The organism is Citrobacter sp. RHBSTW-01044, assembly GCF_013781945.1.
Taxonomy (GTDB): Bacteria; Pseudomonadota; Gammaproteobacteria; order Enterobacterales; family Enterobacteriaceae; genus Citrobacter; species Citrobacter braakii.
In genome coordinates, this window is the sequence record NZ_CP056180.1 from 4,095,341 (window position 1) to 4,107,609 (window position 12,269).

General features: G+C 53.7%; 10 protein-coding genes. 8 read left to right on the plus strand and 2 right to left on the minus strand.

Features of this window, described 5'->3' with window-relative positions:
• Nucleotides 1-49: 49 nt before the first annotated feature.
• Nucleotides 50-2,956, plus strand: a complete 2,907-nt coding sequence (rapA, locus tag HV352_RS19665; protein ID WP_181635005.1) for an RNA polymerase-associated protein RapA — start codon at nt 50-52, stop codon at nt 2,954-2,956.
• Nucleotides 2,957-2,967: 11 nt separating this feature from the next.
• Nucleotides 2,968-3,627, plus strand: a complete 660-nt coding sequence (gene rluA / locus HV352_RS19670) for a bifunctional tRNA pseudouridine(32) synthase/23S rRNA pseudouridine(746) synthase RluA (RefSeq protein ID WP_016151668.1) — start codon at nt 2,968-2,970, stop codon at nt 3,625-3,627.
• A 94-nt stretch (nt 3,628-3,721) separates the two neighbouring features.
• On the opposite strand, the gene djlA is transcribed toward rluA, so the two are convergent.
• Nucleotides 3,722-4,537: a co-chaperone DjlA gene (djlA, locus tag HV352_RS19675; protein WP_046276044.1), complete on the minus strand. Its 816-nt coding sequence runs from the start codon at nt 4,535-4,537 to the stop codon at nt 3,722-3,724.
• 343 nt (nt 4,538-4,880) lie between these two features.
• Here djlA and lptD point away from each other — a divergent pair, with 343 nt between their 5' ends.
• The 6 genes from lptD to apaH are packed head-to-tail and all read left to right on the plus strand — an operon-like array spanning nt 4,881 to nt 11,632.
• Nucleotides 4,881-7,247 (plus strand): LPS assembly protein LptD, encoded by a 2,367-nt coding sequence (lptD, locus tag HV352_RS19680; protein WP_181635006.1) that lies wholly within the window; start codon nt 4,881-4,883, stop codon nt 7,245-7,247.
• Nucleotides 7,248-7,300: 53 nt separating this feature from the next.
• Complete coding sequence (gene surA, locus HV352_RS19685; RefSeq protein ID WP_016155672.1) at nt 7,301-8,587, plus strand: peptidylprolyl isomerase SurA; 1,287 nt, start codon at nt 7,301-7,303, stop codon at nt 8,585-8,587.
• Nucleotides 8,587-9,579 (plus strand): 4-hydroxythreonine-4-phosphate dehydrogenase PdxA, encoded by a 993-nt coding sequence (pdxA, locus tag HV352_RS19690; protein ID WP_049269142.1) that lies wholly within the window; start codon nt 8,587-8,589, stop codon nt 9,577-9,579. The genes surA and pdxA overlap by 1 nt, the downstream gene beginning before the upstream one ends.
• Nucleotides 9,572-10,393, plus strand: coding sequence for a 16S rRNA (adenine(1518)-N(6)/adenine(1519)-N(6))-dimethyltransferase RsmA (gene rsmA, locus HV352_RS19695; RefSeq protein WP_003018865.1), 822 nt, complete (start codon nt 9,572-9,574; stop codon nt 10,391-10,393). Before pdxA ends, rsmA begins: the two co-directional genes overlap by 8 nt.
• A gap of 2 nt (nt 10,394-10,395) precedes the next feature.
• Complete coding sequence (apaG, locus tag HV352_RS19700; RefSeq protein ID WP_003018867.1) at nt 10,396-10,773, plus strand: Co2+/Mg2+ efflux protein ApaG; 378 nt, start codon at nt 10,396-10,398, stop codon at nt 10,771-10,773.
• A gap of 10 nt (nt 10,774-10,783) precedes the next feature.
• On the plus strand, nt 10,784-11,632 hold the full coding sequence (apaH, locus tag HV352_RS19705; RefSeq protein ID WP_103283470.1) for a bis(5'-nucleosyl)-tetraphosphatase (symmetrical) ApaH: 849 nt from the start codon (nt 10,784-10,786) through the stop codon (nt 11,630-11,632).
• Between the two features lie 94 nt (nt 11,633-11,726).
• Here apaH and folA read toward each other — a convergent pair whose 3' ends face one another.
• The gene (gene folA, locus HV352_RS19710) at nt 11,727-12,206 is read right to left on the minus strand and encodes a type 3 dihydrofolate reductase (RefSeq protein ID WP_016151662.1); all 480 of its coding nucleotides are present in this window, start codon (nt 12,204-12,206) and stop codon (nt 11,727-11,729) included.
• Nucleotides 12,207-12,269 lie beyond the last annotated feature (63 nt).

The window sequence follows — 12,269 nt, forward strand, 5'->3', positions numbered from 1 at the left end:
GGAAAATGACGAGTATTGCCTGCAATTAAAGATATAGAGCCGAACATATATGCCTTTTACACTTGGTCAACGCTGGATCAGCGATACAGAAAGCGAATTGGGACTTGGTACTGTTGTCGCCATGGATGCGCGAACCGTCACTTTACTTTTCTCATCGACGGGTGAAAACCGTCTGTATGCGCGCAGTGATTCCCCCGTGACCCGCGTGATGTTCAATCCTGGCGACACGATAACGAGCCATGAAGGCTGGCAACTGCATGTCGATGAAGTAAAAGAAGAAAACGGCCTGCTTGCCTATATCGGAACCCGCCTTGATACCGAAGAAACCGGTGTAACGCTGCGTGAAGTGCTGCTCGACAGCAAACTGGTTTTCAGTAAACCCCAGGATCGCCTGTTTGCCGGCCAGATTGACCGTATGGACCGCTTTGCGCTGCGCTATCGCGCACGTAAATTTCAGAGCGAGCAGTACCGTATGCCGTGGAGTGGTTTGCGTGGTCAACGTACCAGCCTGATCCCCCACCAGCTCAACATTGCCCATGATGTCGGCCGTCGTCATGCCCCTCGCGTGTTGCTGGCAGACGAAGTGGGTTTAGGTAAAACCATTGAAGCAGGGATGATCCTGCATCAACAACTGCTGTCAGGCGCCGCGGAGCGCGTGCTGATCATCGTCCCGGAGACGTTACAGCACCAGTGGCTGGTCGAAATGCTGCGTCGTTTCAACCTGCGCTTTGCGCTGTTTGATGATGAGCGTTATGCAGAAGCGCAGCACGATGCCTACAACCCGTTTGAAACCGAACAGTTGGTTATCTGTTCGCTGGACTTTGCCCGTCGCAGTAAACAGCGTCTGGAGCACCTGTGTGATGCCGAATGGGATCTGCTGATTGTCGATGAAGCCCATCACCTGGTGTGGAGCGAAGACGCGCCCAGCCGTGAATATATGGCCGTTGAACAGCTGGCAGAGCGCGTACCAGGCATCCTGCTGCTGACCGCAACGCCGGAACAGCTGGGCCTGGAAAGCCACTTTGCGCGCCTGCGTCTACTGGATCCAAGCCGCTTCCACGATTTCGCCCAGTTTGTTGAAGAACAGAAAAATTACCGTCCGGTCGCCGACGCCGTCGCCATGTTACTGGCTTGCAACAAGCTGAGTAACAATGAGCTGAACATGTTAGGTGACATGATTGGCGAACAGGACATTGAGCCGTTATTGCAGGCGGCAAACAGCGACAGCGAAGACGCCCAGAGCGCGCGTCAGGAGCTGGTTTCGATGCTGATGGACCGCCACGGCACCAGCCGCGTGCTGTTCCGAAATACCCGTAACGGTGTGAAAGGCTTCCCTAAACGCGAGCTGCATACCATCAAATTGCCGTTGCCAACCCAATACCAGACGGCCATTAAAGTCTCCGGCATTATGGGCGCGCGTAAGAGCGCGGAAGACCGCGCGCGCGACATGCTCTACCCGGAGCAGATTTATCAGGAATTCGAAGGCGACACCGGCACCTGGTGGAACTTTGACCCGCGCGTGGAATGGCTGATGGGCTACCTGACCAGCCACCGCTCGCAAAAAGTTCTGGTCATCTGCGCGAAAGCCACCACTGCGCTTCAGCTGGAGCAGGTTCTGCGCGAGCGCGAAGGTATCCGCGCCGCCGTGTTCCATGAAGGGATGTCGATCATTGAACGTGACCGCGCTGCGGCCTGGTTTAGCGAAGAAGATAGCGGCGCCCAGGTGATGCTGTGCTCTGAAATCGGCTCCGAAGGGCGTAACTTCCAGTTCGCCAGCCATCTGGTGATGTTTGATCTGCCGTTCAATCCGGACCTGCTGGAACAGCGTATTGGCCGTCTGGACCGTATTGGTCAGGTGCATGATATCCAGATCCACGTTCCATACCTGGAAAAAACCGCGCAATCCGTGCTGGTGCGTTGGTACCACGAAGGTCTGGATGCGTTCGAACACACTTGCCCGACCGGACGTACCATCTATGACACGGTATATAACAATCTGATCGGCTACCTGGCTGAGCCAGAAAACACCGATGGCTTTGACGATCTGATCAAAACCTGTCGCGAACAGCATGACGCGCTGAAAGCGCAGCTGGAGCAAGGTCGCGATCGCCTGCTGGAGATCCACTCTAACGGCGGCGAAAAAGCGCTGGCGCTGGCTGAGAGTATTGAAGAACAGGACGACGATACCAGCCTGATCGCCTTCGCCATGAACCTGTTTGATATCGTTGGTATTAATCAGGATGACCGTGGCGACAATTTGATCGTGCTGACACCGTCCGATCATATGCTGGTGCCGGATTTCCCTGGGCTGCCGGAAGATGGCTGTACCATTACGTTTGAGCGTGATGTTGCCCTGTCGCGTGAAGACGCGCAGTTTATTACCTGGGAGCATCCGCTGATCCGTAATGGTCTGGATCTGATCCTCTCCGGCGACACCGGAAGCAGCACCATTTCTTTGCTGAAAAACAAAGCATTACCAGTCGGTACTCTGCTGGTTGAACTGGTCTACGTCGTTGAAGCGCAAGCGCCAAAACAGCTGCAGTTAAACCGCTTCCTGCCGCCAACTCCGGTACGCATGCTGCTGGACAAAAACGGCAACAACCTTGCCGCGCAGGTTGAATTCGAAACCTTTAACCGTCAGCTCAGCGCCGTTAACCGCCATACCGGCAGTAAACTGGTCAACGCCGTACAGCAGGATGTGCATGCCATTCTGCAACTCGGTGAAGCGCAGGTAGAAAAATCGGCCCGCGCGCTGATCGACGCGGCGCGCAAAGAGGCGGACGAGAAGCTGACGGCTGAACTCTCCCGTCTGGAAGCGCTGCGTGCCGTTAACCCGAACATCCGTGATGACGAACTCAGCGCCATTGAAAGCAATCGTCAGCAGGTGATGGAAAGCCTGGATCAGGCGGGATGGCGTCTGGATGCCCTGCGCCTGATCGTCGTGACGCATCAGTAACGGAGCCTGGCATGGGGATGGAAAACTATAATCCGCCGCAGGAACCCTGGCTGGTTATCCTGTATCAGGATGAGCACATTATGGTGGTCAACAAGCCGAGCGGCTTGTTGTCCGTGCCGGGTCGTCTGGATGAACACAAAGACAGCGTGATGACGCGTATTCAGCGCGATTACCCGCAAGCTGAATCCGTACATCGTCTGGATATGGCAACCAGCGGCGTGATTGTAGTGGCGCTAACTAAAGCGGCAGAGCGCGAGCTAAAGCGCCAGTTTCGCGAACGCGAGCCGAAGAAACAGTATGTCGCACGCGTCTGGGGACATCCCGCTCCGGCCGAGGGGCTGGTTGATTTACCGCTGATTTGCGACTGGCCGAATCGGCCAAAGCAGAAAGTGTGTTATGAGACCGGAAAATCGGCGCAGACCGAGTATGAAGTGGTGGAGTTCGCGGAAGATAACACCGCCCGGGTCGTGCTCAAACCCATTACCGGACGCTCCCACCAGTTGCGTGTGCATATGCTGGCATTAGGGCATCCGATCCTGGGCGACCGCTTCTACGCCCCGCCACAGGCCCTGGCGTTAGCGCCGCGCCTGCTGCTGCACGCAGAGATGTTAACTATCACGCATCCCGAATACGGCAACAGTATGACGTTTAAAGTTCCGGCAGATTTTTAAACGCAGGCCCCATTTAGGCCGGGTGCTTCGCTTGCCCGGCCTACAGTCATTAACGTAGGCCGGATAAGGCGCTAGCTGCCACCCGGCATAACGATTATTTAAAACCTTTCTGTTCTTTAATTAGCTCGTAAGCTTTTTGAATTTCCTGCGCTTTTTGCTTCGCCATTTCCATCATTTCTGGCGGCAGGCCTTTCGCCACCAGTTTGTCCGGATGGTGCTCGCTCATCAGCTTACGGTATGCGCGCTTAATGGTGGTCGCATCATCGGTCGCTTTCACACCCAGCACATTGCAGGCGTCTTCCAGCGTCGGACCGCGTTGCGTCTGCTGCCAGCCACCGCCGCCGGACTGCTGCTGATATCCGCCGCCGAACTGAGCGCCGCCCTGCATCATGCGCAGAAACTGATCAAACTGGGTACGTGAGATCCCCAACTCTTCAGCAATCACATACAGCACTTCACGCTCGTTCGGATGCAACGACCCATCGGCAAAAGCCGCCTGGATCTGAATCTCCAGAAACATGCGGATCAGATCGAAGCGACCAAAACAGACGCTGCGAAACTGACGCATTTTTTCACGTAATGGGTAATTGTCCGATTTTCCCACCCGGAAGGCATGTTGCGCGGCGGTACGCGAGTCGCCGTGCAAATTCATTCGATCCATCAATTGACTGGCGATATGGATATCGGCTTCCGTGACGCGACCTTTGGATTTGGTCAGATGCCCCATCACCTCAAAAGTGGTGGCAAAAAACAGCGCCTGGCGTTCGCGCTGGTTGGCAAACCACGCCATTTTGCGCATGCGGGCTTTGTCGAACATGTGGCCAACTAACAGGCCCAGAACCACACCCCAGAAGCCGCCGCCCATCATTAAGGCCACGGCGACACCAATTATCTTTCCCCAATACTGCATAGACTCCCCAAATCTTTCTGCTCTCAGCCAGGATATGTCCCACAATATAAGGTGCTTTTACCGATTTACGGCTGCGGTCAATTGTGGGACATCGCCTATAATTTGCATTATCATACCTGTCATTCTATGCCGTGCCTAACACCACAAACGCTATACCCGTTGGATTTCGAGTTGCAACAAGGCGGCAACGCAGTGACCAATTCATCTGGAACGAAGATGCAGCTTGAAAGGTGGCGGGATAAAATGGGCAGGATTAATACTAGCGAAGTGAAGATGAGATAAGTTAGGCTGTGACCGTTTGTCACGCGCGACGCTACTGATGATGGAACAATAAATACAACGTATGAAAAAACGTATTCCCACTCTTCTGGCCACCATGATTGCCAGCGCCCTCTATAGCCATCAGGGTCTGGCAGCCGATCTCGCCTCACAGTGTATGCTGGGCGTGCCAAGCTATGACCGTCCTCTGGTACAGGGCGAGACTAATGAATTACCCGTCACCATCACTGCTGACAACGCGAAAGGGAATTACCCGGATGACGCGGTGTTTACCGGCAATGTGGACATCGCACAGGGTAACAGCCGCCTGCAGGCCGACGAAGTGCAGCTTCATCAGAAGCAGGCAGAAGGCCAGCCGGAGCCAGTTCGTACCGTCGATGCGCTGGGCAATGTCCATTATGATGACAATCAGGTTATTCTGAAGGGGCCGAAGGGCTGGTCTAATCTGAATACCAAAGATACCAACATCTGGGAAGGTGATTATCAGATGGTAGGCCGTCAGGGGCGCGGAAAAGCCGATCTGATGAAGCAGCGTGGGGAAAACCGCTATACCATTCTGGAAAACGGTAGCTTCACCTCCTGTCTGCCAGGTTCCAATACCTGGAGCGTCGTCGGTAGCGAAGTCATTCACGACCGTGAAGAACAGGTCGCAGAGATCTGGAACGCCCGTTTTAAACTGGGTCCGGTTCCGGTCTTTTACAGTCCTTATTTACAGTTACCCGTCGGCGATAAGCGTCGCTCTGGTTTCCTGATCCCGAACGCAAAATACTCTACCAACAACTATTTTGAGTTCTATCTCCCGTATTATTGGAACATTGCGCCCAATATGGACGCCACCATCACGCCGCATTATATGCACCGTCGTGGCGGTATCATGTGGGAGAACGAATTCCGCTACCTCACCCAGGCGGGTGCAGGTCTGATGGAGTTCGACTATCTGAATTCCGATAAAGTGTACGAGGATGATGACACTCATAAGAAAGATGATAATTCACGTCGCTGGCTGTTCTACTGGCAACACGCCGGTGTAATGGATCAGGTGTGGCGTTTCAACGTTGACTACACCAAGGTCAGCGACACCAGCTACTTTAATGATTTTGATAATAAATACGGTTCCAGTACCGACGGCTACGCCACGCAAAAATTCAGCGTCGGCTACGCGGTACAAAACTTTGACGCTACGGTTTCGACCAAGCAGTTCCAGGTCCTTGATGACCAGAACAAAAGTAGTTATTCCGCTCAGCCACAGTTAGACGTCAACTACTACCAGAATGATGTGGGCCCGTTTGATACCCGGATTTATGGGCAGGCGGTCCATTTCGTTAATACCAAGGACTACATGCCAGAAGCGACGCGTGTTCACCTTGAACCAACAATTAATCTGCCGTTGTCGAATAACTGGGGAAGTATCAATACCGAAGCGAAGCTGCTGGCAACGCACTATCAGCAAACTAACCTGGATTGGTACAACAACAACCCGAGTAACGTTAACAAGCTCGATGATTCCGCCAACCGCGTCATGCCGCAGTTTAAAGTTGACGGCAAGATGATCTTCGAGCGCGATATGAACATGTTGGCGCCGGGCTATACCCAAACGCTTGAGCCGCGCGCGCAGTACCTGTATGTACCGTATCGCAACCAAAGTCATATCTATAACTATGACTCGTCCCTGCTGCAATCTGACTACAGCGGCCTGTTCCGTGATCGTACCTATGGCGGTCTGGACCGCATCGCGTCTGCCAACCAGGTCACGACCGGGGTCACATCTCGCGTTTATGATGACGCGGCAGTTGAACGTTTTAATATTTCTGTGGGTCAAATCTACTATTTCACCGAGTCTCGCACTGGCGATGACAACATTAAATGGGAGAATGACGACAAAACGGGCTCACTGGTATGGGCTGGCGACACCTACTGGCGCATCTCCGATCGCTGGGGCTTACGCAGTGGGATCCAGTACGACACGCGTCTGGACAGCGTTGCAACCAGCAGCAGCAGTATCGAATACCGTCGCGACGAAAACCGTATGCTGCAATTGAACTACCGTTATGCCAGCCCGGAGTATATTCAGGCTGCAGTGCCTTCCCGTGATGTGACTAAACCACAATATGAAAACGGGATTTCACAGGTGGGCGCGGTAGCAAGCTTCCCGATCGCCGACCGCTGGTCGATTGTCGGGGCTTACTACTTTGATACCAACGTGAACAAAGAAGCGGATTCCATGCTGGGTCTGCAGTACAACTCCTGCTGTTACGCCATTCGCTTCGGCTACGAACGTAAGCTGAACGGCTGGGATGACAAACAGCAGCACGCGATTTATGACAACACGATCGGCTTTAATATCGAACTACGCGGCCTGAGTTCCAACTACGGTCTCGGCACCAACCAAATGTTACGTTCGAACATTTTACCGTATCAAAGCTCTTTATGATCTGATTGATTTACAACGTAATCCGCTTTGCGGTTAATTGAAATGGAAAAAGTATGAAGAACTGGAAAACGCTGCTTCTCGGTATCGCCATGATCGCGAATACCAGTTTCGCTGCCCCACAGGTAGTCGATAAAGTCGCAGCCGTCGTCAATAACGGCGTCGTTCTGGAAAGCGACGTCGATGGCTTAATGCAGTCAGTAAAACTTAATGCGGGTCAGGCTGGTCAACAATTACCGGACGACGCCACGCTGCGTCATCAGATCCTGGAACGTTTGATCATGGATCAAATCCTCCTGCAGATGGGTCAGAAGATGGGTGTTAAAATCTCTGACGAGCAACTGGATCAGGCAATTGCCAACATCGCCAAGCAAAACAACATGACGCTGGATCAGATGCGCAGCCGTCTGGCACAGGATGGCTTAAGCTATTCGACCTATCGTAGCCAGATCCGCAAAGAGATGACCATCTCTGAAGTGCGGAACAACGAAGTTCGCCGTCGCGTTACTATCCTGCCTCAGGAAGTGGATGCCCTGGCGCAGCAGGTCGGCAACCAAAACGATGCCAGCACCGAGCTGAACCTGAGCCACATTCTGATCCCATTACCGGAAAACCCAACTTCTGACCAGGTTAACGCGGCTGAAAGTCAGGCGCGCTCTGTTGTTGATGAAGCGCGTAACGGTAGCGATTTCGGCAAACTGGCTATCACCTATTCCGCTGACCAGCAGGCGCTGAAAGGCGGCCAGATGGGTTGGGGACGTATTCAGGAGCTGCCGGGCATCTTTGCCCAGGCGCTAAGCACCGCGAAAAAAGGCGATATCATCGGCCCAATTCGTTCTGGTGTCGGCTTCCACATCCTGAAAGTTAACGATATGCGTGGTCAAAGCCAGAGCATCTCCGTGACTGAAGTTCATGCCCGCCATATTCTGCTCAAGCCATCGCCGATCATGACCGATCAACAGGCGCGTCTGAAGCTGGAACAAATCGCAGCTGATATTAAGAGCGGTAAAACAACCTTCGCGGCAGCGGCTAAAGAATTTTCTCAGGATCCGGGTTCTGCCAACCAGGGCGGCGATCTGGGCTGGGCTGCAGCGGATATTTTCGATCCCGCTTTCCGCGATGCGCTGACCAAACTTCACAAAGGCCAGATGAGTACCCCGGTGCACTCCTCTTTCGGGTGGCATCTGATCGAGCTGCTGGACACGCGTAACGTTGATAAAACTGACGCGGCGCAGAAAGACAGAGCTTATCGTATGCTGATGAACCGTAAATTCTCGGAAGAAGCGGCAACCTGGATGCAGGAACAGCGCGCCAGCGCCTACGTTAAAGTTCTGAGCAACTAATGACTCGTATTCAACGCGTTGTGATCACTCCCGGCGAACCCGCCGGGATTGGCCCGGACCTGGTGGTTCAGCTCGCCCAACGTGAGTGGCCTGTAGAACTCGTTGTCTGTGCGGATGCCGCACTCCTCAGTGACCGGGCAGCAATGCTCGGTTTACCGCTTTCACTCCTCCCATACTCTCCAGATACCCCAGCCAGACCGCAATCAGCAGGTACGTTGACTCTGTTGCCGATTGCGCTGCGGGCGCCTGTTATCGCGGGTCAGTTGGCGGTAGAGAACGGACAATATGTGGTGGATACGCTGGCTCGCGCCTGCGATGGTTGTCTGCAAGGTGAGTTTGCGGCGCTGATTACCGGTCCGGTGCACAAGGGCGTAATCAATGACGCAGGCGTCCCGTTTACCGGACATACCGAGTTTTTTGAAGAGCGCTCACAGGCGAAGAAAGTCGTCATGATGCTGGCGACTGAAGCGCTGCGCGTTGCCCTGGCAACCACTCATTTGCCGCTCAGAGCCGTTGCCGACGCCATTACGCCTGCTCTGCTTAAAGAAGTGATCGGTATTTTGCATCATGATTTGCGCACCAAGTTTGGCATTACCGATCCGCATATTCTGGTGTGCGGTCTTAACCCGCATGCCGGTGAAGGTGGTCATATGGGAACGGAAGAGATAGACACCCTCATTCCGGTCCTTGATGAACTGCGTGCGCAGGGGATGAAATTAAACGGCCCGCTGCCCGCAGATACGCTGTTTCAGCCCAAATATCTCGACCACGCGGATGCCGTGCTGGCAATGTACCACGATCAGGGTCTCCCCGTGCTAAAATACCAGGGATTTGGTCGCGGTGTGAATATCACGCTGGGCCTGCCCTTTATTCGCACATCCGTCGATCACGGCACCGCGCTTGAACTTGCGGGTCGTGGGCAAGCAGATGTCGGCAGTTTTATTACGGCGCTTAATCTCGCCATCAAAATGATTGTTAATACCAATGAATAATCGAGTCCATCAGGGCCACTTAGCCCGTAAACGTTTCGGGCAAAACTTCCTCAACGATCAGTTTGTGATCGAAAGTATTGTCTCTGCTATCAACCCGCAGAAAGGTCAGGCTATGGTCGAAATCGGCCCGGGCCTGGCAGCGTTGACCGAACCTGTAGGCGAACGCCTGGACAAGCTCACGGTCATTGAGCTGGACCGCGATCTCGCCGCCCGCCTGCAAACACACCCGTTTTTAGGGCCGAAGCTGACGATTTATCAGCAAGATGCCATGACCATGAACTTCGGCGAACTCGCACAAACGATGGGTCAGCCGCTGCGCGTATTCGGCAACCTGCCGTATAACATCTCCACGCCGCTCATGTTCCATCTTTTTTCCTATACTGATGCCATCGCCGACATGCATTTCATGTTGCAAAAAGAGGTGGTCAACCGTCTGGTTGCAGGGCCAAACAGTAAAGCGTATGGTCGATTAAGCGTCATGGCGCAGTATTACTGCAATGTGATCCCGGTACTTGAAGTGCCGCCATCCGCATTTACGCCTGCGCCTAAAGTCGATTCCGCCGTGGTGCGTCTGGTCCCTCACGCGACAATGCCGTACCCCGTTAAAGATGTTCGTGTGCTGAGCCGTATTACCACTGAAGCGTTTAATCAGCGTCGCAAAACGGTACGTAATAGTCTCGGCAACCTGTTTAGCGTTGAAGTACTGACAGAGCTGGGCGTTGATCCGGCGATGCGAGCGGAAAATATCTCTGTCGCGCAATACTGCCGGATGGCTAACTATCTGTCAGAAAACGCGCCATCGAAGGAGAGTTAAACATGATCAATTCGCCCCGAGTGTGCATTCAGGTACAAAGCGTCTACATTGAGGCGCAATCCTCACCTGATGATGAACGTTACGTTTTTGCTTATACCGTGACTATCCGCAATTTGGGGCGAGCGCCTGTGCAGCTGTTGGGGCGTTATTGGTTGATCACCAATGGTCATGGCCGTGAAACCGAAGTTCAGGGCGAAGGCGTGGTTGGCGTTCAGCCCCACATCGAACCTGGCGAAGAGTACCAGTACACCAGCGGTGCGGTGATTGAAACACCGCTGGGCACCATGCAGGGTCATTACGAAATGATCGATGAGCAAGGGATCGCCTTTACCATCGACATTCCCGTGTTCCGACTCGCCGTTCCTACACTTATTCATTAAAACAATAGCTATGGCAACATACCTCATTGGCGACGTTCACGGTTGTTACGATGAACTGGTAGCCTTGCTGCACCAGGTTGACTTTAATCCAGAACAAGACACCTTATGGCTCACCGGCGATCTGGTCGCGCGTGGGCCAGGGTCGTTAGACGTTTTGCGCTACGTTAAATCGCTGGGCGACAGCGTGCGGTTAGTCCTCGGTAATCACGATTTACACCTGCTGGCCGTGTTTGCTGGCATCAGCCGTAATAAACCGAAAGACCGGCTCACGCCGCTGCTTGAAGCACCGGATGCTGACACGCTGCTTAACTGGCTACGTCGCCAGCCGCTGTTGCAGGTTGATGAAGAGAAGAAACTGGTCATGGCGCATGCAGGGATTACCCCACAGTGGGATCTGCAGACGGCGAAGGACTGTGCTCGCGATGTTGAAGCCGTGCTGTCGAGCGACTCTTATCCATTCTTTCTTGACGCCATGTACGGCGACATGCCAAATAACTGGACCCCGGAACTGACGGGGCTGGCGCGCCTGCGTTTTATTACCAACGCGTTTACCCGCATGCGTTACTGCTTCCCCAATGGTCAGTTGGACATGTACAGCAAAGAGTCGCCAGAAGATGCGCCTGCCCCGCTGAAGCCGTGGTTTGCCATTCCTGGACCGGTCAGTGAAGCCTATAGCATTGCATTCGGGCACTGGGCATCGCTGGAGGGCAAAGGCACGCCAGAAGGTATTTACGCGTTAGATACGGGGTGTTGCTGGGGCGGGAATCTCACCTGTCTGCGCTGGGAAGACAAACAGTACTTTGTACAGCCATCAAATCGCCATCTGAATCTGGATCCCGGCGAGGCCGTCAACGCCTGATAGCCGTCTGCCGGAGGGCGGTGCTTACACCTAATCCGGCAGACGAATGTACAATCTGTAGGCCTGATTAGCGCAACGCCATCAGGCATCCACATTAACGACGTTCCAAAATCTCGAAGCAGTAGCTGTGGGAGTTTTGCGCGTCAGCATCGTGGAATTCACTGAACACTGATTCCCAGTCATCCGGTTCGTAGTCCGGGAAATGCGTATCCCCTTCAACTTCCGCATCAATGTGTGTCAGATACAGTTTCTGCGCTTTCGGCAGGAACTGCTCATACACACGTCCACCGCCAATAACCATAATTTCAGGTTCATCGCCACAGGCCGCGATCGCTTCCTCAACAGACTTCACCCACTGCACGCGATCGTCGGTGCCAGGCTTGCTGCTGATGACGATATTTTTACGCCCTGGCAACGGTCGCCCGATGGATTCCCACGTGTGGCGTCCCATGACAACAGGCTTGTTTAAGGTATTACGTTTAAACCAGGCGAGATCGGCAGGTAGGTTCCATGGCATGGCATTTTCCATACCGATGACGCGATCTACCGCTAACGCCGCAATCAGACTGATCATTGAATGTTTCCCGGATACAAAAAAATTGTCGCCACTATACGGAAAGCGCAATCTTTCGTCGAC

Bases quoted from the DNA above. Each gene is read 5' to 3' on its own strand.
- apaG (WP_003018867.1), top strand. From the start codon at position 10,396: ATGATCAATTCGCCCCGAGTGTGCATTCAGGTACAAAGCGTCTACATT.
- djlA (WP_046276044.1), bottom strand. From the start codon at position 4,537: ATGCAGTATTGGGGAAAGATAATTGGTGTCGCCGTGGCCTTAATGATG.
- surA (WP_016155672.1), top strand. From the start codon at position 7,301: ATGAAGAACTGGAAAACGCTGCTTCTCGGTATCGCCATGATCGCGAAT.
- apaH (WP_103283470.1), top strand. From the start codon at position 10,784: ATGGCAACATACCTCATTGGCGACGTTCACGGTTGTTACGATGAACTG.
- lptD (WP_181635006.1), top strand. From the start codon at position 4,881: ATGAAAAAACGTATTCCCACTCTTCTGGCCACCATGATTGCCAGCGCC.
- rluA (WP_016151668.1), top strand. From the start codon at position 2,968: ATGGGGATGGAAAACTATAATCCGCCGCAGGAACCCTGGCTGGTTATC.
- folA (WP_016151662.1), bottom strand. From the start codon at position 12,206: ATGATCAGTCTGATTGCGGCGTTAGCGGTAGATCGCGTCATCGGTATG.
- rapA (WP_181635005.1), top strand. From the start codon at position 50: ATGCCTTTTACACTTGGTCAACGCTGGATCAGCGATACAGAAAGCGAA.
- rsmA (WP_003018865.1), top strand. From the start codon at position 9,572: ATGAATAATCGAGTCCATCAGGGCCACTTAGCCCGTAAACGTTTCGGG.
- pdxA (WP_049269142.1), top strand. From the start codon at position 8,587: ATGACTCGTATTCAACGCGTTGTGATCACTCCCGGCGAACCCGCCGGG.